The 19,868-nt window shown below is 72.5% G+C and carries 16 protein-coding genes; 6 read left to right on the top strand and 10 right to left on the bottom strand.

Annotation, left to right across the window (positions count from 1 at the left end; all coding sequences use genetic code 11):
* Positions 1-127: 127 nt before the first annotated feature.
* Genes AQJ84_RS01180 through AQJ84_RS01170 form a run of 3 tightly spaced genes read right to left on the bottom strand, consistent with a single transcriptional unit; the run spans position 128 to position 3,179 of the window.
* On the bottom strand, positions 128-1,414 hold the full coding sequence (locus AQJ84_RS01180; RefSeq protein ID WP_030045617.1) for an ABC transporter substrate-binding protein: 1,287 nt from the start codon (positions 1,412-1,414) through the stop codon (positions 128-130).
* On the bottom strand, positions 1,414-2,247 hold the full coding sequence (locus AQJ84_RS01175) for a carbohydrate ABC transporter permease (protein WP_030045616.1): 834 nt from the start codon (positions 2,245-2,247) through the stop codon (positions 1,414-1,416). Before AQJ84_RS01175 ends, AQJ84_RS01180 begins: the two co-directional genes overlap by 1 nt.
* Positions 2,244-3,179 carry a carbohydrate ABC transporter permease gene (locus tag AQJ84_RS01170; RefSeq protein WP_053192740.1) on the bottom strand — a complete coding sequence of 312 codons (936 nt, stop codon included), beginning with the start codon at positions 3,177-3,179 and terminating at the stop codon, positions 2,244-2,246. The genes AQJ84_RS01175 and AQJ84_RS01170 overlap by 4 nt, the downstream gene beginning before the upstream one ends.
* Before the next feature lie 241 nt (positions 3,180-3,420).
* Between AQJ84_RS01170 and AQJ84_RS01165 the strand changes: the two genes are divergently transcribed.
* Positions 3,421-4,284: a phosphotransferase enzyme family protein gene (locus tag AQJ84_RS01165; protein ID WP_030045614.1), complete on the top strand. Its 864-nt coding sequence runs from the start codon at positions 3,421-3,423 to the stop codon at positions 4,282-4,284.
* 80 nt (positions 4,285-4,364) lie between these two features.
* Here AQJ84_RS01165 and AQJ84_RS01160 read toward each other — a convergent pair whose 3' ends face one another.
* Complete coding sequence (locus AQJ84_RS01160) at positions 4,365-5,276, bottom strand: LysR family transcriptional regulator (protein ID WP_053192742.1); 912 nt, start codon at positions 5,274-5,276, stop codon at positions 4,365-4,367.
* 94 nt (positions 5,277-5,370) lie between these two features.
* Here AQJ84_RS01160 and AQJ84_RS01155 point away from each other — a divergent pair, with 94 nt between their 5' ends.
* Together AQJ84_RS01155 and AQJ84_RS01150 are read left to right on the top strand one after the other, a co-directional pair.
* A complete protein-coding gene (locus AQJ84_RS01155) occupies positions 5,371-6,393 on the top strand; it encodes a DMT family transporter (protein ID WP_030045613.1) in 1,023 nt (340 codons plus the stop codon).
* The gene (locus AQJ84_RS01150; RefSeq protein ID WP_030045612.1) at positions 6,339-6,860 is read left to right on the top strand and encodes a YbaK/EbsC family protein; all 522 of its coding nucleotides are present in this window, start codon (positions 6,339-6,341) and stop codon (positions 6,858-6,860) included. The genes AQJ84_RS01155 and AQJ84_RS01150 overlap by 55 nt, the downstream gene beginning before the upstream one ends.
* Before the next feature lie 10 nt (positions 6,861-6,870).
* Here the strand turns inward: AQJ84_RS01150 and AQJ84_RS01145 are convergent, their stop codons facing one another.
* The 4 genes from AQJ84_RS01145 to AQJ84_RS01130 form a co-directional block, all read right to left on the bottom strand.
* Entirely contained in the window at positions 6,871-7,593 is a 723-nt protein-coding gene (locus AQJ84_RS01145) for a 3'-5' exonuclease (protein WP_053192745.1), read from the bottom strand.
* A gap of 110 nt (positions 7,594-7,703) precedes the next feature.
* Positions 7,704-8,942: an SAV2148 family HEPN domain-containing protein gene (locus tag AQJ84_RS01140; RefSeq protein ID WP_037804933.1), complete on the bottom strand. Its 1,239-nt coding sequence runs from the start codon at positions 8,940-8,942 to the stop codon at positions 7,704-7,706.
* Positions 8,943-9,044: 102 nt separating this feature from the next.
* Positions 9,045-10,361 carry a copper amine oxidase gene (locus AQJ84_RS01135; RefSeq protein ID WP_053192746.1) on the bottom strand — a complete coding sequence of 439 codons (1,317 nt, stop codon included), beginning with the start codon at positions 10,359-10,361 and terminating at the stop codon, positions 9,045-9,047.
* Between the two features lie 56 nt (positions 10,362-10,417).
* Positions 10,418-11,242, bottom strand: coding sequence for a hypothetical protein (locus AQJ84_RS01130; protein ID WP_030045608.1), 825 nt, complete (start codon positions 11,240-11,242; stop codon positions 10,418-10,420).
* A gap of 193 nt (positions 11,243-11,435) precedes the next feature.
* Between AQJ84_RS01130 and glgX the strand changes: the two genes are divergently transcribed.
* From glgX to AQJ84_RS01115, 3 genes are all read left to right on the top strand, one after another.
* Positions 11,436-13,553, top strand: coding sequence for a glycogen debranching protein GlgX (glgX, locus tag AQJ84_RS01125; protein ID WP_030045607.1), 2,118 nt, complete (start codon positions 11,436-11,438; stop codon positions 13,551-13,553).
* A 105-nt stretch (positions 13,554-13,658) separates the two neighbouring features.
* On the top strand, positions 13,659-16,007 hold the full coding sequence (gene treY, locus AQJ84_RS01120; protein WP_053192748.1) for a malto-oligosyltrehalose synthase: 2,349 nt from the start codon (positions 13,659-13,661) through the stop codon (positions 16,005-16,007).
* A gap of 672 nt (positions 16,008-16,679) precedes the next feature.
* Entirely contained in the window at positions 16,680-17,930 is a 1,251-nt protein-coding gene (locus AQJ84_RS01115; protein ID WP_053193828.1) for a M14 family zinc carboxypeptidase, read from the top strand.
* A gap of 66 nt (positions 17,931-17,996) precedes the next feature.
* Here the strand turns inward: AQJ84_RS01115 and AQJ84_RS01110 are convergent, their stop codons facing one another.
* Positions 17,997-18,416: an SSI family serine proteinase inhibitor gene (locus tag AQJ84_RS01110; protein WP_030041336.1), complete on the bottom strand. Its 420-nt coding sequence runs from the start codon at positions 18,414-18,416 to the stop codon at positions 17,997-17,999.
* Positions 18,413-19,777, bottom strand: a complete 1,365-nt coding sequence (locus AQJ84_RS01105; RefSeq protein WP_030041335.1) for a M14 family zinc carboxypeptidase — start codon at positions 19,775-19,777, stop codon at positions 18,413-18,415. The genes AQJ84_RS01110 and AQJ84_RS01105 overlap by 4 nt, the downstream gene beginning before the upstream one ends.
* Positions 19,778-19,868: the final 91 nt, after the last annotated feature.

The following is a 19,868-nucleotide window of genomic DNA, read 5'->3' as shown; positions in this document are numbered from 1 at the left end:
CGCGTCCGGATGGCGTGCGTGCAGCCCCGGCCGTGACCGGAGATGTTCATCGCGTTGGGTCCCACGGAGGGGACGTTAGGCGGACCGCCGAGCGGCGGGCAACGGGTTTTCTCCCTGCGGCCGGCCCTCAGCGCTGGTAACGGGCCAGGACGAGGTTGCCGTCCTTTTCCAGTCGTTCGCGCAGCTCACCGAGCCCGATCGCCCCGCTGTAGTACTCCTGGAACGCGGGGGTGGCGACCTTGTCCTTCCACTCGGGATAGCCGCGCACGGACTGCGCGGGCGCCGGGCGCAGATGCGCGGCGAGGGCGGTGCCCGTGGCCCATCCGTCCCTCGCGGTGTGCAGGGCGGGGTCCTTCAGAGCCTGGGTGCCGGTGGGCAGCATCCAGTCGCCCAGCGCGAGCCGGACCATGTTCCGCGGCCTGAGCAGGAAGTCGAGGAACGCGACGGCCTCCTTCTTGTGCGGGCTGTCCTCGGCGACGGACAGGGTCTGCGGGCTGACGCCCTGGGTGAGCCCGTCGGCGCCGGCGGGGGCGGGCAGTACCTGCCACCGGAACCCCTTCGGTGCCTGCTGGGCGATCTGCTGACGGTAGGAGAACCCGAGCGGCACCATGGCGTACCTGCCCCCGAAGAACCCGGGCAGGGTGTCCGAGCCGCCGCTGCCGAGGGTGGTGGGCGAGGCGCTGCGGTCGGTGTTGGCCTGGTCGTGGATGGTGCGCGGCACGACCTGGTCGGCGCCCTCGAAGCGGATGGTGACCTTGCCGTCCGTACCCCGGTGGAAGAGCTGTCCGCCGGTTGACAGTGACAGGTTGAGGCTCGCGGAGACGGGTTCCTTGAGCGGCCAGGCCACTCCGTAGGTGCCGTCCCCGCTGAGCTGATCGGTGATCTGCCGGAACTCCGGCCAGGTCCAGGGCTGTTCGGGGGTCGGGACGCGTACGCCGGACTCCTCCAGCCAGGTGGCGTTGGCGATGAGTACGCGCGGCTCCTGGAGGAAGGGCACGCCGTAGACGCCGTCGCCGAAGGTGGCGGCGTCCCAGCTGCGCTGGGGGATGTCGGACCTGAGGCGGGCGGGCAGCAGATCGGTCAGGTCGGCGAGGTAGCCGCCGTAGGCGAAGTCCGCGAGGTCGTCGGAGGCGTCGTGGATGATGTCCGGGGCCTCGCCGCCCTCGAAGGAGGTGAGGAGCTGGTCGTGGACGCCGTCCCAACTACCCTGTACGTACTCGACCTTGACGTCGGGATGGCTGGCGTTCCACTCCTTCACCAGTTCCTGGTTGACCTCGACGGACTCCTCCTGCCAGGCCAGGGACTGGAAGCGGAGGGTGACCCGGCCGTCGCCAAAGGCGCCGCCGCCGTCGGTGCAGCCGGCGAGCACCAGGGCCACGGCGAGGACGAGCGCGCCCACGACTTTGTTCCGCATCAGCTCTTCACCGCCCCGGTGAGCATGCCGCCCGTGATCCGCCGTTGGATGACCGCGAAGACGACCAGTGAGGGAAGGGTGGCGAGGAAGGCCGCCGCGGCCAGGGGGCCGAGGTCGGCGACGCCCTCCGCGCCGATGAAGTGGGTGAGGACGACCGGCAGGGTCTGCTTCTCCGGCGTCTTCAGCAGCACCAGCGCGAAGAAGAACTCGTTCCACGCCGTGATGAACGCGAACAACCCCGTCGCCACGATCCCCGGCACAAGCAGCGGCGCGGTCACCGACACCAGGGTCCGCAGCCTGCCGGCGCCGTCGACCGCCGCCGCCTCCTCCAGCTCGGCCGGCACCGCACGGACGTAGCCGACGAGCATCCACAGCGCGAACGGCAGCGCCCACACGACGTACACCAGGACCAGCCCCGCCAGTGAGTTGATCATCCGCAGGTTCTTGAGCACCAGGAACAGCGGGATGATGACCAGCACGAGTGGGAAGGCCTGGCTGACGACCACCCAGCCGGTCGCCGCCTTCGCCAGCCGGGTGCGCCCGCGGGCCATGACGTAGGCCAGGGGGGTCGCGATCAGTACGGCGATCACGGCGGCGCCGACCGCGGCGAGCAGGGAGTTGCCCGCGGCGCGCAGCAGCGGCTGCTCGTCGAACGCCTGCCGGAAGTTGTCGAGGGTGGGGTCCTCGGGTATCCAGCCGGGGTGCGGACTTCCCAGCTCGCGCGGCGACTTGAAGGCGGTGGAGAGCAGCCAGAGGAACGGGAAGGCGAGGAAGACGAGATACGCGAGCAGCGCGGCGTACTGGCCGATGCGGCCGGTGGTGCTGGTCCTCATGTGTCGTCACCCGCCCTGAGCCGGCCCACCAGGAAGAGGGCGAGGAGCACCGAGATCACGGCCACCATCACGCAGCCCATCGCCGCCGCGTAGCCGAACTGGCCGTATCGGAAGGCCTCTTCGTAGGCGAAGAGCATGGGCAGGCGGGTGCGGCCGCCGGGGCCGCCGCTGGTGAGCACGTAGACCAGGGCGAAGGAGTTGAAGTTCCAGATGAGGTTGAGCGCGACCATGGCGAGGGCTACCGGTCTGAGCGCCGGCCAGGTGACCGTCCTGAAGCGGCGCCAGGCGCCCGCTCCGTCCACGGCGGCGGCCTCGTGGAGTTCGCGGGGGGTGTTCTGGAGGCCGGCGAGCAGGGCGACCGTGGTGGTCGGCATCCCCGCCCAGATGCCGACGACGATCACCGCGGGCAGGGCGGTGCCGAGGCCGCTGAGCCAGTCCCGGCCGTCGCCGAGGCCGAGGTCGCGCAGGGTCTCGTTGAGGACGCCCGCGTCCGGGTTGTAGACGAGCCGCCACATCACACCGACCACGACCTCCGGCATGGCCCACGGGATGATCGCCAGGGCGCGGGCCAGCCAGCGCAGCCTCAGTTCCTGGTTGAGCAGGAGGGCGAGGCCCAGCGCCAGCAGGAACTGCGGGACCGTCACCCCGACCGCCCAGACCAGGCCGATCCGGAACGACTCCCAGAACAGGGTGTCGTGGAGCAGGTCCCGGAAGTTGAGGGCGCCGATCCACTGCGTGGGCCGGGTGCGGCCCGACTGGGAGTCGGTGAAGGCCAGCAGGATCCCGTAGAGCAGGGGGCCCACGCTCAGCACCAGGATCGGGATCAGCGCGGGCAGCACCAGGAACCAGGCGCCGTGGTCCGGCCGCCGTCGGCCCCCGCCGGCGCGTGGCGCGCCCGGCGTCGACCGCTTCGTCGCGGTCACCCGTGTCACGTGGTCGGCTCCTTTGCCGCGAACTCGATGCGTGGGCGTGGCTCGTACCGATCCGGGGCCCGGCGGGCCCCCGTCATGGTCGTGAAGGGCGTATGCGCCGTCAAGGCACCGCGCACACGCCCCGACCTGTACGAATGCGAGACTGGCCGACGGATGGCGGGAACTCGACGGCGCGTGCGGCAGCGCGCGCCCGGTAAACCGCCGTATCCGGGACATCGAGGACGGACACGGAGGCGCACGGATGGACGAGTCACAGGCGCGGGAGGTACTGGACGCGGCGGGCGTCCTGCCCGGCTCGGCGCGCGACGCGCGGCTGCTCGCCCTGGGCGAGAACGCGGTGTTCGCCGCCGGTGACCTGGCCGTCAAGGTGGGCCGCGACGCCGCACTCCTCGACCGCGCCCGCCGCGAACTGGACATCGCCGCCTGGCTCGAGGAGGCGGGCGTGCCGGCGGTGCGGGCGGCCGAGCCCGAGGCACGGCTGGTCGAGGGCCACCCGGTGACCGTGTGGCACCGGCTGCCCGATCCCCTGCGGCCCGCCGAGCCCCGGGATTTGGCCGAATTGCTCCGCTCGGTGCACGCGCTGCCGCTGCCCTCCTTCGTCCTTCCGCCCCGCGAACTGCTGGGCGGCGTGGAACGCTGGCTGCGTCTGGCGGGCGACGCGGTCGACCCGGCCGACGCGGCGTTCCTGCGCGAGCGCCGCGACGGCTTCGCGGCGGCCGCGGCCGCGTTGACCCCGTATCTGCCGCCGGGACCGATCCACGGTGACGCGCTCCCCCGCAACGTCCATGTCGGCCCCGACGGGCCGGTCCTCGTCGACCTGGAGACCTTCTCCGCCGACCTGCGCGAACACGACCTGGTCGTCATGGCGCTCTCCCACGACCGCTACGGGCTGCCGGCCGAGGCGTACGGCTCCTTCACCGAGGTGTACGGCTGGGACGTGCGCGAGTGGGAGGGGTGCGGGGTGCTGCGGGGCGCCCGGGAGACGGCCAGCTGTGCCTGGGTGGCCCAGCACGCGCCGAGCAACCCGAGGGCGCGGGCGGAGTTCGAGCGGCGGGTCGCGTCGCTGCGGGACGGGGACGAGAAGGTGCGGTGGTACGCGTTCTGAGCGCCCGAAGGCTCGGGGCTGGATGTTGTTTCGGGCGACTGCGGGTCCGCTGTGGCTGGTCGCGCGGTTCCCCGCGCCCCTCAGGAGTGTGCGTCCCGGGCTTGGATGGTTCCTGCCGCCCGTTGTAGTTCCGTCAGGGCCGTGCGGACCGCTCTGCGTGCCGCGCGTTCCGGGCGGTGCAAGGCGTCGATGTGCCGACGCGCCTGCACCCCACTGAGCGGCCTCAGGACCAGCGCGGGGTGGGGGCGCGACGTCCAGCGCGGCATCAGCGCGATGCCTCCTCCCGCGGCCACCGCCTCCGCTGCCACCGAGAACTCGTTGATGGTGTGGGCCAGGCGAAGCCTTCGGCCCGCCGCGGCGGCGATCGCCTCGATGGTCGCCCGGACCGGGAAGCCCTCGTGCACGGTGATCCACTGCTCGTCGGCCACGTCGGCCGGTGTCAGCCGTCGCCTGCCGGCGAGCGGATGGTCGGCGGGCAGGGCCACGTCGAGCGGCTCGCGCAGCAGAGTGGTCGCACTCACCGCGCGCGGCCACGGCGGGGCGTGGTCCAGCCGGTGTCCCAGCACCACGTCGTACTCCCGGGTCAGCCGCGGGAAGTCGTCCTGCGCCACGTCCTGGTCGGCGAGTGCCAGCACCGGATGTCCCGGGCCGGCGAAAGCACGCAGCAGCAGCGGGAAGAACGCCGCACCCGCGCTGTGGAACGCCGCCACCGACACCTCGCCGTCCGGCCGGCCCACGAACTCCTCGACCGTGTGCCGGGCGCGTGCCAGCGCCGTCTCCACCTCGACGGCCGCGCCCGCCAGCGCCTGCCCGGCGTCGGTGAGCACCAGCCGGCGCCCCTCGCGCTCGGTCAGCGGCACGGGGATCGAGCGCTGCAGCAGCCGCAGTTGCTGCGAGATCGCCGACGGTGTCACCAGCAGCGCCTCGGCGACCGCGGTGACGCTGCCCAGTTCGCCCAGTTCCCGAAGGATCCGCAGTTGCCGTTCGTCCACCTCCTCAGTCTAGAAGGACTCTGTAGGATCGCTAAAAGATCGTTGAAGAAAGTGGTTCTGGGCTTCAGTGGGCCCGTCGGTGCACCGTAGGCGGGTGCCTGACGCCCGCCGTACCGATGCGGTACTCCTCCTGGTCGCGTTGGTCTGGGGTTCCAGCTATCTGTCCGCCCAGACCGCCACCGCGGCCCTGCCCGTCCTGCTGGTCCTCCTCGCGCGCTACGCCCTGTCCGCCCTCGCCTGTCTCGGCTTCGTCGCGGCCCGCACCGGGTCCCGGCGCGGGCCGCGCCGGTGGACCCGCGACGAGCTCCGGGCCGGTGTGCCCCTGGGCGTCACCCAGGCCGCGGTGCTGGTCGTGGAGACCTACGGGGTCGCCCACACCACCGCCGCCAACGCGGGGCTGATCATCAGCCTGACCATCGTCCTCACCCCGTTCCTCGACCGCGCGGGCCACCCGGGCGGTCTGCCACCGGCCTTCTACGCCGCCGCCGGCCTGTGCGTCCTGGCGGTCGGGCTCCTCATGTCGGGCAACGGATTCCACGCGCCCCGCCTCGGCGACCTGCTGATGCTGGCCGCTGCGTTCGTCCGGGCGGGACATGTGGCCCTCGTCGGCCGGCTCACCGCGGGCCGGGCGATCCGCCCCCTGCACCTGACGACGGTGCAGACCCTCGTCGGCTCGGCCCTGTTCCTGGTGCCGGCCGCCCGCGAGCTGCCGTCCCTGGCCCACGCCGACGCCGCGACCTGGACGCAGCTGCTCTATCTCGCCCTGTTCTGCAGTGTGTTCGCCTTCCTCGCGCAGACCTGGGCCATCCAGCGCACCTCCGCCAGCCGGGCCGGCCTGCTGCTGGGCACCGAGCCGATCTGGGCCGCCGTGGTGGGCATCGCCCTCGCCGGCGAGCACTTCACCCCGCTCACCGGCCTCGGCGCGGCTGTGATGGTCGCCGGCACCTACTGGGGGCAGGCCGTGGAACGCGCCCACCGGGCCGGTGCCCCGCCGCACCGCACCGCACCACGACACGAGCAAGCCGAACCCGTCACCCCCCGACCCGCCCAGGAGGACGCCCGATGGCCGACACCGACACCCGGTCCGCCACCGCCCACGACACCTACGGCCGTCTGATCTCGCTGCTCGACACCGCCGCCGTCGACTACCGCCTCATCGACCACGAGCCCGAAGGCACCACCGACGCCGTCTGCGCGCTGCGCGGACACCCTGCCTCCGAGGCGGTGAAGTGCATCGTGCTGCGGGTCCGGGTCGACCGGCGCACCACACGTCACGTCCTCGCGGTGGTCCCCGGGGACCGGCGGGTCGACATGGCCGCCGTCCGGGTGCTGTTCGACGCCCGGTACGTCGGCTTCAGCGACGCGGAGACGGCCGAGCGGCTGGCCCGTGCCGTCCCCGGGACGGTGCTGCCCTTCAGCTTCGATCCCGGGCTCGAGGTGGTCGCCGACCCGGACGTGGTGGCGCGGCCCCGGCTGTACTTCAACGCGGCCCGTCTGGACCGGTCGCTGATGATCTCGGGTGCCGACTACGCGCGGCTCGCCCGGCCGCGGGTGGCGCCCGTCTCGGCTCCGCCCGCGGCGTGACGTCCCGGGTTCAGACCGGCTCGTCCGCCAACTCCCGCAGGGGCCAGGTGCCGTCCACGACCGCGTCCGCCTCGCCCTTGCGGCGCAGGAAGCTCTGGAAGTCCGCCGCCCACTCGGCATACCACTCGATCTGGCGGCGGTGCAGCTCCGCCGGGCCGAGGGCCGCGACCTTGGGGTGGCGTCCGGCTATCGCACAGGCCAGCCGGGCCGCGGCGAGGGCGTCGGCCGAGGCGTCGTGGGCGGCTTCGAGCAGCACGCCGTACTCCGTGCAGACCGCTTCGAGGTTGCGCTTGCCACGGCGGTAGCGGTCGGCCCAGCGGTCGATCGTGTAGGGATCGACGACCGGGGCCGGGTCGACGCCACCGAGGCGGTCGCGCAGGGACGGCAGGCCGTGCCTGCGCAGTTCGGCGGAGAGCAGGGTCAGGTCGAAGGCCGCGTTGTAGGCGACGACCGGCACGCCCGTCTTCCAGTACCCGACCAGGACGTCGGCGACCGCGTCGGCCACCTGGTCGGCGGGCCGGCCGTCGGCGGCCGCGCGCTCGTTGCTGATGCCGTGCACCGCCACCGCGTCCGCCGGGATCTCCACGCCGGGGTCGGCCAGCCACTCCCGGCGCCCCAACGGCTGCCCGTCCCGAACCTCGATGACGGCGGCCGTGACGATGCGCGCCTCACGCGGATCGGTCCCGGTCGTCTCCAGGTCGAAGCCGATCAGCAGCTCGCGGTGCCAGCCCATGGGTGGTTCCCCCTTCTTGGTGGTGCTTTCCCCCAGTGGTCTCCACCTTCCCATGCGCCACTGACAATCAGAGGACCGCGTTCCGCTTACCGGCGTGCGCCGGGGACAGTTCAGGACACCGGGCGTGAATCCGCCCAAGCCACCTCGAACTCCTCGCGATAGGTCGGGAAGAGACCGACCTCGTCGGCCTCGCCCGGCTTGACGAGTCGGCTCCCGCCGCGCAGGACCAGCACCGGCGCCTCCATGCCCCGCGAGCGCCGCAGATAGGACTGCACCACGGCGACGCCGTCCGCGCCGTCGCCGTCGACCAGGTACGCCGTGAAGCGGGGCGTCTCGTCGTAGACCTGGATCTCGAAGGCTCCGGGGTCGCGCAGATTGGAGCGCACCCGGCGCATGTGCAGGATGTTCATCTCGACCGCGCGGCTCAGTTCGCCCCGCTTTATACCGAGTTCACGCTCGCGCCGCTTGACCGCGCTGGAGGCGGGGTTGAGGAACAGCAGCCGCACCCGGCAGCCGGACTCGGCCAGGCGCACCAGGCGGCGGCCGGAGAAGTTCTGCACGAGCAGGTTGAGGCCGATGCCGACGGCGTCGAGCCGGCGGGCGCTGCCGAAGATGTCCTCGGCGGGGAACTGCCGCATGAGCCGCACCCGGTCGGAGTGCACGGCGACCACGTCTCCGTAGCGGTCGCCGACGAGGTCCTCGACCGCGTCGACCGGCAGCCGGCGCGCGGAGGGCACGTCGCCGGCCGTGCCGAGCATCTCCAGCAGCCGGGCCGAGGCCCGTTCGGCCTGTCCGAGGACCGCCTCGGACAGCGCCCGGTTGCGCGAGACGACGTTCCGGGTGACCTCGAGCTCGTCGAGGGCGAGTTCCACGTCCCGGCGCTCGTCGAAGTACGGCTCGAAGCACGGCCAGTGCTGCACCATCAGCTCGCGCAGCTGGGGCAGGGTGAGGAAGCTGAGGACGTTGTCGTCGGCCGGGTCGAGCAAGTAGCCCTTGCGGCGGCTGACTTCGCGTACGGCGACCGCGCGCTGGACCCACTCCTGCCCGGCGGGCCCCGCCGCGGCGACCACCCAGTCGTCGCCGTGGACGGGCTCGTAGATGGGACGCAGGACGGCGGCCACGACGGAGCGCAGCCGCTGCTCGACGAGGTTCAGCCAGATGTAGGCCCGGCCGGCCCGCTGCGCGCGTGTACGTACCTCGCGCCAGGCGTCGGCGTCCCAGTCCAGCTCCGGACCGATGGCACCGGCGTCCATCGGCCGGGCCAGGGACACCGTGCCGGGCGGGGCGTCTGTGGAGTTCCCCTCGTGACCCTCGTCACCAGGGGGCAGCTCCAGCCCTCCCGAGCCCACCCGCGCACCGCCTTCCGCTCCCCCGAGCACTCCCCGTCCCAACGATCAAGGAAGGGTACTCCGGGACCGGTCGGCGGTGCAGCCGGATGGACAGGTCGTTTCTCAACTACGAGGCTGCCAGTGGCCGTTCTGCCACGCCAGGTCGTCGGGAGTGAGCGGATTCATAGCCGTGACGTCCCTCGGGACGATGGAGAACCCCTGCCAGTGGACCGGCATGGGCTGCTGGTCCTCGTCCCGGGCTATGTGGTGGAAGCCGACGTTCATCCAGACGATCGGGTGGGTGAGGGTCTGGCCGTTGACCCACTTGTCGACGGACTTGCCGGTGCCGGCGCAGCTGCCCGGGTTGTTGCTGGCGAACAGCTGGCACTTGTTGTACTGGGTGAAGTAGAGGTCGTGCTTGGTGTAACTGCGGCCCGGGTACTTGGTGGTGGTGCCCGGGACGATCTCGTACGACCGGGCGTGCCCGTCCTTGTTCTTGCCGGCAGCGCTGACCATCCGCCACCAGCGGTAGGCCTTGGTGTCGCCGGCGGCCTCCTTCGTCACCTTGGTGCGGGTGGTCTTGGTGGTCGGGGTCCGCTGGCCGCGGGTGGTGACGGCCGAGTCGTACTGCTCGACACGGTTCTTGGAGGAGCCGTCGAGGGCGAAGTCGAGGCGCCAGAAGACGTTGTGGCTGTGACTGGTGGCGGCGGCCTTGGCGCCCTTGCCGATCGGCCAGCCGCGTCCGTCACCGGAGTCGTAGTCGTCGTAGGAGAGGCTGCCGGTGGCGCCGACGTTCATGGTGATCGTGCCGTCGTCCTGGAAGCGCCACTCGGTCATGTACTCGTACCAGCCGACCTGGTTGACCGTGTAGACGAGGAAGTCCTTGCCCTGGGCCTGGTAGAGCTTGTTCGTGAAGTTGTCCTGCATGCGGTAGGCGTGGCCGCGGGAACGGGTCGTCGTGCACAGTCCCTTGACGTTCGGGTCGTCCGGGTTGCCGTCCGGGACCTTGACGGACTTGATGGTGCCGCCGGGGCACTCGCCGGGCGCCAGTTCCATCAGACCCTGGGCGAAGTTGTAGCCCGTCAGGTCGTCGTACTCCCACTTTCCGTCGTCGTAGGGGACGTGGATCTGGCCGAGCCGGGCGCTGTTGAGGACCTTGATCGGCTTGGTCTCGCCCTTGGGCTGGTAGGAGACGTCGTCCAGGACGAGGCCGGCCTTGCCGTCGTAGCGCCAGCACATCCGCCAGGTCGTGCCGGTGGAGAGCTTCTGCTCGATGCGGTAGGCGGCGCTGCAGTCGGGCGCGGCCGCCGCGGCGGCGGCGGTTCTCGGCTGGGCGGCGGCCGGTCCCGCGCCGGTCGTCAGGCCGGCGGCGAGCGCGGCCACGGCGAGGCCGAGGGCGGCCGTCCGGCGGCGGGCATGGCTGTTTCTGTTGACGCGCATGAAGAAGTGACTCCCTCGCAGGAGGTGCAGGTTCGAAAGGGTGGACGAAGGCCGGCTCAGCGGCCGAGGTCGGCGACCTTGCGGGCGCTCAGGTCGATCACCAGGTTCCTGGTGTCGATCCACGGCCCGTTCTTGACCTTCGTGAACAGCCGCACGCAGCGGTGCTCGCCGCACTTGTCCAGTGCGGCCGGCTGGGCGCCCTCAGCGGCGCGGTAGATGCCGCCGCTCAGCGACAGCTGGTCCGGCGAGGTGAGCTCCTTGCCGATGGAGTCCTTGTAGTCCGCCTTGAGGCCCGCGCCCAGCGGGTCGGCGATCAGGAGCGCGGCCGCCTCGATGTTCTCGGCCCGGCTCGGCGGCGGCTGGACGCCCCGCTGCTCGCCGGTCTGCACGACCTTGCCGGTGTCGAGGTCGACGGTCTTGGTGACGAGGGTGTCGTCCCGGTAGTCGTAGAACGTCACGTCGGCGCGCCGGGGCGGGTCCGTGGCGTCCGCCTCGTCCGCTTCCGGCTCGGCGAGGTCGACACTGAGGCGCTGCGGGCCGCGCTCGCCCTCGACGTCCTCGCTGGCGTTGAACAGCTGCCGGTTGACAGCGATCTGTTCGACCCGCTCGATCTCGTCGTCGGTGAGCGGGTCGCTGCCCTTGCCCTTCTCGCCCTCGGCCGGGACCTGCTCCACGACACCGGGCGGGGCGGCCGCGCCCTGTCCCTGCCCCTCGCCCTGCCCCGCCTGTTGCGTGGCCTGGCCGCCCGCCTTGCCGCCGGTCGTGTCGTCGGCCCCCGCCGACCCCGGCAGGGTGATGCCGACCATCACGGCGGTCGATGCCACCGCGATGGCCGTACCGGCCACCACCTTGCCGAGATGGCGGCGCACTGCGTCGCGCACGTCTTCCCCTTGCTTCCCCGACATCCCGGGAGTTGTTATTTGCCCCGCTGGTTCGGCATACCGCCCGTATGAGACGGGGTATGCACTGGTCGCCCGGTAAGAGGGACGTAAGTCATAGGTGGTTCCATCAGTTTCGGGGACACTCGGGGCCAAGGCACCCCGGCGGCGCGAGACACCTGGAAGAGTCGTATCCATGCAGGTCTGGCCTGGAGAGGCGTATCCGCTCGGCGCCACGTACGACGGCGCCGGCACCAACTTCGCGGTCTTCACGGAGGCCGCGGACCGAGTAGAGCTGTGTCTGCTGCACGACGACGGCTCGGAGACGGCGGTGGAACTGCGGGAGAGCGACGCGTTCGTACGGCACGCGTACCTGCCCGGCGTGATGCCGGGACAGCGGTACGGGTTCCGTGCGCACGGCCCGTACGCGCCCGAGCGCGGCCTGCGCTGCAACTCGGCGAAGCTGCTGCTCGATCCGTACGCGCGCGCGATCAGCGGTTCCATCCGCTGGGGCGAGGAGGTGTACGGCTACCACTTCGACGCCCCCGACCGGCGCAACGACCTGGACTCGGCGCCGCACACGATGACATCGGTCGTGGTCAACCCGTACTTCGACTGGGGCGACGACCGGCGGCCACGCACCGAGTACCACCACACGGTGATCTACGAGGCCCACGTCAAGGGCCTCACCATGCGGCACCCGGGGCTGCCTGAGGAACTGCGCGGCACCTACGCCGCCCTCGCGCACCCGGCGATCATCGAGCACCTCACCGAGCTGGGCGTCACGGCACTGGAGCTGATGCCCGTACACCAGTTCGTGAACGACCACCGCCTGGTCGACATGGGCCTCAACAACTACTGGGGCTACAACACGATCGGTTTCTTCGCCCCGCACAACGCGTACGCCTCCTGGGGCGACCGCGGACAGCAGGTCCTGGAGTTCAAGTCGGCGGTGCGGGCACTGCACGAGGCCGGTATCGAGGTCATCCTGGACGTGGTCTACAACCACACCGCCGAGGGCAACCACCTGGGGCCGACGCTGTCCTTCAAGGGCCTCGACAATCCGCAGTACTACCGGCTGACCGACGATCCCCGCTACTACATGGACACCACGGGCACCGGGAACTCGCTGCTCATGCGGTCCCCGCACGTCCTGCAGCTGATCATGGACTCGCTGCGGTACTGGGTGACCGAGATGCACGTCGACGGATTCCGCTTCGACCTCGCGGCCACCCTGGCGCGCCAGTTCCACGAGGTGGACCGGCTGTCGTCGTTCTTCGACCTGGTGCAGCAGGACCCGGTGGTCTCCCAGGTGAAGCTGATCGCCGAGCCCTGGGACGTGGGCGAGGGCGGCTACCAGGTGGGCAACTTCCCGCCGCTGTGGACCGAGTGGAACGGCAAGTACCGCGACACCGTGCGGGACCTGTGGCGCGGCGAGCCGCGCACGCTGGCCGAGTTCGCGTCCCGGCTGACGGGGTCGTCCGACCTGTACCAGGACGACGGGCGGCGCCCGCTGGCCTCGATCAACTTCGTGACCTGCCACGACGGCTTCACGCTGCACGACATGGTCTCGTACAACGACAAGCGCAACCACGCCAACGGCGAGGACAACCGGGACGGCGAGAGCCACAACCGGTCCTGGAACTGCGGGGTGGAGGGCGAGACCGACGACCCGGCCGTCCTGGAGCTGCGGTCCCGCCAGATGCGGAACTTCCTCGCCACGCTGATGCTCTCCCAGGGCGTCCCGATGATCAGCCACGGCGACGAGGTCGCGCGCACCCAGCTCGGCAACAACAACGCGTACTGCCAGGACAGCGAGCTTGCGTGGGTGCGGTGGCCGGACGCCGACGGGCCCGGCCGGGAGCTGCTGGACTTCACGCGTGCGATCGTGCGGCTGCGCAAGGAGCATCCGGTGTTCCGCCGGCGGCGCTTCTTCCACGGGCGGCCCGTGGAGGGCACCCACGACGAGCTGTCGGACATCGCCTGGTTCACTCCGGAGGGCAAGGAGATGACCCAGCGGGACTGGGACCGGGCGCAGGCGTCGGCCCTGGCAGTGTTCCTGAACGGCAACGCGATCTCCGAACCGAGCACGCGCGGGGAGCGGATCACCGACGACTCGTTCCTGCTGATGTTCAACGCCTCGCCCAAGACCCTGGACTTCGTGGTGCCGGTCAACCACGGCCGGCAGTGGCAGGTTCTGGTGGACACCGCCCGCTCGGACGGGGTGCCGCCCGGCGCGGTCACGAAGGTGCAGGCCGGGGACCGGCTGACCCTGGTGGACCGCAGCATGGTGGTGTTGCAGCGGCCCGTCTAGGAGGGGCCGTCAGCCACGAACGGTCCCTCGAAGGCTCTTCTCACTCCTCCGAACGGAGGAGGCGGCGATGACACGAAAGGCGGCGGGGCGGGTACGTAGGTCTGCATGACACCTGAGCGAACCGAACCGGCGGTGCCGACGGCCACCTACCGGTTGCAGCTGCAGCCCGAGTTCCCGTTCTCGGCCGCGGCGGCGGCCGTGCCGTACCTGGCCTCGCTCGGCGTCTCGCACCTGCACCTGTCGCCTGTCCTGGAGGCCGTCCCGGGCTCGGCGCACGGCTACGACGTCGTGGACCCCGCGCGCGTGCGCGAGGAGCTGGGCGGTGAGGAGGGACTGCGGGCCCTGGCGCGCACCGCGCGGGAGCACAGGCTCGGCCTCGTCGTGGACATCGTGCCCAACCACATGGCGATGGCGCCGCGCCACAACCGCGCCCTGTGGGCGGTCCTGCGGGAGGGCCCCAAGTCGGCGTACGCGCGCTGGTTCGACATCGACTGGGAGGCGCAGGGCGGCCAGGTGCTGCTCCCGGTGCTCGGGCAGCCCCTCGGCGCGGAGATCGAACACCTGAAGGTCGAGGGAAGCCTGCTGCGCTACTACGACCACGTCTTCCCGCTGCGCGAGGGCACCGAGGAGCTGCCGCTGCCGCAGCTCCTGGACGCGCAGTGGTACCGGCCCGTGTGGTGGCGGCTGGCCCGTACGGAGCTCAACTACCGTCGCTTCTTCAGCATCTCGGAGCTCATCGGGGTGCGGGTCGAGGACCCGGAGGTCTTCGAGGCCACCCACACCAAGATCCTCGAACTCCTCCACGAGGGCGTGATCGAGGGCCTGCGCGTCGACCACCCCGACGGCCTAGCCGACCCCGACGCCTACCTCCTGCGGCTGCACGAGGCGACCGGCGGCCGCTGGACGGTCGTGGAGAAGATCCTCGCGGACGGGGAGCACCTGCCGGCGTCCTGGCCCGTCGCGGGCACCACCGGCTACGACGCGCTGCGGCACGTCGACGGTCTCTTCACGGACCCGGCGGGGGCCGGGGAACTCCTCGGCCAGTACCGGCGGTTCGCGGCGCCGCAGACGGACCGGGGCGGTGACTGGGCGGCGACGGTGCGACGGGCGGCGTACAAGGTGCTCACGCACGAGCTGGCGGCGGAGACCGACCGGCTGACCCGGGTGGCGAGCCGCCTGTGCGCCCTGTCGCCGGAACCCGCGCTGCGCGACCGGGCGCCCTGGGCGCTGCGCACGGCCCTGCAGGAACTCCTCGTCCGCCTGGAGGTCTACCGGCCGTACGCCTCGGGGGACGCGGCCCGGGTGGTCACCGAGGAGGCCGCGGCCGAGGCGCGGCTCGCCTTCGTGGTCCCCGAGGAGGCCGGCGCGGTCGACGTCGTGCGCGACCTGGTGCTCGGACGCCACGGCGACGGGCCCGCGCACGTGGAGTTCCGGACGCGCTTCGCGCAGACCTCCTCGGCGCTGCGCGCCAAGTCCGTGGAGGACACGGCGTTCTACCGCTATGTGCCGCTGCTGTCGGCGACCGAGGTGGGCGGCGAGCCGGGACGCCCGGCGGTCCTCGCGGAGGACTTCCACGCCTACTGCGCGCGCGTCCAGCGCGACTGGCCGGTGGGCGGGACGGTCGTCTCGACGCACGACACCAAGCGCAGTGCCGACGTACGGGCGGCGCTGGCCGTCCTCACGCAGTGCCCGCAGCGCTGGGCCGACGTGCTGGCCGAGGTCACGCGCACCGGGGAGGGTGTTCCGGACGCTCAGCTGGCCTGGGCGGCCTGGCAGACGGTGTTCGCACTGGGCCCGGCGGCCCCGGAGCGGGTCCAGGAGGCCCTGCGGAAGCACGTGCGGGAGGCCGGGCTGTACACGAGCTGGACGGAGCAGGAGCCCGCCTACGAGGAGGCGGTGGCGGCGTTCGTCGCGGCGGGGCCGTGCGGGGCGCCGGGTGAGCACGTGGCCGCCTTCCGGCGCGCTCTGGAGCCCCATGTCCGGGCGAACGTGCTGGGCACGGCCCTGGTCCATCTGACGATGCCTGGTGTGCCGGACGTCTACCAGGGCACGGAGAGCGAGTACCGGGCCCTGGTGGACCCGGACAACCGCAGGCCCGTGCGGTTCCCGCCGGAGGACCCCGGGGACAAGGGGGCGGTGACGCGGGCGGCGCTCGGCCTGCGCGCGCGGCGCCCCGACACCTTCGGCGAGTCGGCGACGTACACGCCGCTCACCGCCGAGGGTCCGGCGGCGGCCCACTGCGTGGCGTACACGCGGTCGGGAGACGTCCTCACGGCCGTCACCCGGTTGTCCCTGCGGCTGGCCGAGGCGGGCGGCTGGCGGGACACGGTGCTGCCGCTGCCGCCGGGCCGCTGGGCCGACGTGCTGGCCCCGGAGCGGGAGTTCACGGGACACGCACGCGTGGAGCAGCTGTTCGAGCGCCTGCCGGTGGCGCTGTTGGAGCGGGTGGGCTGAGCTGGGCGGGGCGTGCCCGGGTAGGCGGGTGTGGCGTGGCGTGCGCGGGTAGGCGGGTGCGGGGGTGGCGTGGGCGGGCGGGCGGGTGCGGGCGCGGCACGGCCGGTAGACGAGTGCGGGCGTGATGCGGGACGGAAGACGAGTGCGGGCGTGACGCGCGCCGCAAGACCAGTGCTGGGGTGGCGTGCGCCGCAAGACCAGTGCGGGCGGGACACGCGCCGGAAGACGAGAGCGGGGCGCAGCACGCGACGGAAGACGCGCGCGGGGGTGGCGTGCGCCGGAGGTGTGCGGGCAGGCGTGCGGAGGTGGTCTCGCGACCGGCTCACCCCGGAGCGTGCTCCCGGGGCTCCTGCCTCGGGGAGGGCGTGTGGTGGTGAGCGTCGGATCCGGCGGGCGCCGGGGGCTCGACGACGGCGTACCCACGCGGGGCGAGGAGGTGCGCCACGGGACCGGCCGGTCGCCTGACCAGCGGCGGGTTCGGCAGCACGCTACCCCGTCCGTCCGGGCTCCCTGACCCCTCTGCCGCCTCGGGCCCGGCTCGCCGCAGGCCCTGCGGCCGCTGAATGCATCCGGGCGCCCCCTGGAGCCTCCCCCGTGGCGTCCTTGACAGCTCAACCGGAGCGTGGGGTACTGCGGATTGCGAAGCCGGGCGGATGTGACGGTGTGACGGGGGTGAGTCTCCTGCCGGAGCTGCGCTACCCCACGGTGACCGAACTGGTCACGTCCGCACGGGCGCTGGCCGCCCACCGACCCGGCGTGTGCACCCTGAGACAGGTGGGCTCCTCCCGCGCCGGCCGGCCCCTGCATCTGCTGTCCGTCGGTCATGCCCGCCGTGCCGTCCTGGTGGTCGCGGGCGCCCACTCCAACGAGCCGACCGGCGGATCCACGCTCCTGGCGGTCGCCGAACGGGTGCTGCGCGAGCGGGAGTTGCGCAGCGACACGTCCTGGCACTTCCTGCTGTGCGCCGATCCCGACGGGGCCAGCCTCCACGTCACCCCGGCACCCCGCAGTCTGTTCGACTACCACCTCGGGTTCTTCCGTCCCGCCGGGCACGAGCAGCCGGAGTGGTCGCCGTCCCTGCTGCCACCGGACCGGCTGCCCCCGGAGACGCGCGCGCTGACCGGCGTCATCGACGAGGTGCGCCCCTACCTCCAGGTGACCCTGCACGGCACCGACCTGGGCGGCAGCTGGGTGCAGCTGACGAGGGACGTCCCGGGCCTGGCCGAGCCGTTCGCCAAGTCCGCGGCGGAGCTGAACATACCGGTGGAGACGGGCGCCTCGGACGCCGCGGGCTGGCCGGCCTCCGGGCCCGGCGTGCACGTCATGCCCGCTCCGGGGGCGGGTGCGGCGTATCCGAGCATGCCGGACGACGCCCGGCACAGCACCTGGTACCACGCCCACCGCTACGGCGGTCTGACCGCGGTGGTGGAGGTGCCGATGTGGGCGAGCGACCTGGTGGACGACCCCACACCGCATCCGGCGCCGGCGGCCGCGTTGCGACAACTGGCGGGCCGGCTGCTGCGGGACTCGCTGGAGGTGGAGCGGATCCTCGCCGACGCGCAGCCCCGGCTCCCGGACGTCGACGGGCCTCTGCTGCGGGCCGCCAGGTGGGGGCTGGAACTGGTGCCGGGGCTGGCCTCGGACTGGGTCCACACCCCGCCCGCCGACAACAGCAGGGCGTACGTGGGCAGCGTGGACGCCTTCGGACGCCGGCTGCCGCTGCGGGCGGCGGCGATGCTGCTGCGGGTCCTGCGGGAGAGCGAGGACCATGCGGCGCCGCGGCTCGAACGGCTCGTGGCGACCTGGAGCCACGCGTTCGCCGAGCGCTTCCGGGCCCGCTGGGTGCCCTTGGAGCACCAGGTCGAGCACCAGTCGCGCACGGTCGTCGCCGCGGCGCTGCACGCACGCGACCGGGCGGCGTGAGCGGCCGTCCGGTGGGACGCGCACGGCATCGGTGTGGCGCGCGTGCGTGCGTCACGGCACGCGCTGTCAGCCGTCCAGCGCGAAGACCGCTCCCGTGCGCGCCCCCATGACGCACGTGTTCGAGAACGTCTCCCGGTACTCCACGGGCCGGCCTTGCCACCGCCCCCGCGCGTGGGCGGTCACCGGGGCGTAGATCATCGGGCAGTAGCCTTCCCGGGACCCGAAGGCGTGGATGTCGCCGGCGGCCGTCGCGAGTTGCGCGCAGGCCTCGGCGGCGTGCCGGTGGCCCTGGGGCGGGTCGCACAGGAGCAGGGTGCCGCGGGTGTCGCTGGAGCGGGCGTCGCCCGTGGTGACCGTGACGTAGAGCCAGTCGCCCCGGGCGGACTCCTGGGGCGTCGCGTCGGCCGGGGCGGCGGTGGCGAGGAGGAGGGCGGCCGCCGCGAGCAGTCCGCCCCGTACCGCTGTCGCTGTGGTGGTGTGCGTCATTCCCGATGCATCGGCACGGTGGCCTCCGAACCCCACCCCGACTCACCCGAACGGGAGCACGCGGGCGCGTACCGGCCGGCGAGGTCGAAGGCGGCGAGCACCACCCGCGACTGGTACTCCACCTGCCGTGCCACCGGGATCCAGCGTGCTCCGCAGCCGTCGTGGTAGTCGGCGCACCACTCGTCGACCAGCCGGTCCAGTTCCGGCAGCGCGTCGGCCGGGTCGGTGCCGGAGCGGGTCAGGAGCTGGTGCAGCAGGCCCGCCGTCCGCAGGGCCAGCCGGCGTCCGGCGATGCGCAGGGCGGTCAGATGGCCGGTGCTGAGCGGCGGCAGAGGGCGCTCGCCGGCGCCGACGTCGGGGTCCCAGGCGTCGGCGAGTCCGGGGCAGACCAGGAGGTAGTCCTCGACCGGGGCGAGCAGCCGGGCCGTGTCCGGTGCGGCGGCGAGGTGCGGCCGGATCCGCGCGAGGATCCGCTCCAGGAGGTGTGCGTCGCGGCGCAGGGTGTGGCTGACGGTGCGCAGCACCGCGGCGGCGTCCGCGGGCGGGGTGCCGTCCTCCACGGCGGCCACGCCCCACATGGGTGCCTCGACGACGGCGGTCACCGTGCCGTGCCGGTGCGGGTGGAACCAGGTGGACTCGACGGCGGCCTCGGTGATCGCCGCGGCCAGGTCGGTGGGCCGGGGCGGCGGTATCCGGTAGACGGCCGGGCCGAGGTTGGGCCAGTAGAGGGTGTCGTACGGGCCGAGTTCGCGCGGTATGCCCAGGCGGGCCGCGGTGTGCGCGACGCGCTGGGCGAGGCCGGGCAGGTCGCGGGTGAGTTCGACGAAGCCGCCGCCGACGTCGACGCCGTGCAGGGAGCACTGGAAGAAGGGCCGCAGCTCGTCCTGGAGGCTGAGCAGGGTCCGGGTTTCCGGCAGTACGGCCCCGGCGGCGCCGTCGGGCAGCCATTCGGGCTGCTCCAGGAAGCCGGGCCGGAAGAAGTTCCGGAAGTAGTGGCCGAGGGTGTACGGGCCACGCAGCCAGCGTTCGTTGCGGCGCAGGCCGTCGGGGTCGAGGCAGAGCAGCAGGTTCCAGGTGGCGTCGGCGCCCGTGGTGAGGGTGGGGTCGGCGAGGGCACGCTCGGCGAGTCTGAGGACGGTGGCGCCGCCAACGGGCTCGTTGGCGTGCGGGCCGGCGACGACGAGGGCCTGGCGGCTGCCGTGACCGACGGAGAGCAGCCACAGGGGGGTGCCCGCGCGCGAGGTGCCCGCCCGGCGCAGTCGGGCGTCCTCGGGATGTCGGGCGACCAGGGCGGCCGCCCTGGTGCCGAGTTCGTCGACGGTCGGGTAGCGGAGGAGGGGCGGCAGGGCACACCTCCACAATGTGGTGCCGTCGGTTCACCTGATGTGCATGGTGTAAGCACAGTCAGTCACGAGTTGACGGGTACGTCAACACCATGAAACGCAAAGGGAC

The organism is Streptomyces resistomycificus, assembly GCF_001514265.1.
GTDB lineage: Bacteria > Actinomycetota > Actinomycetes > Streptomycetales > Streptomycetaceae > Streptomyces > Streptomyces resistomycificus.
This window is presented reverse-complemented; position numbering and strand designations above follow the sequence as displayed.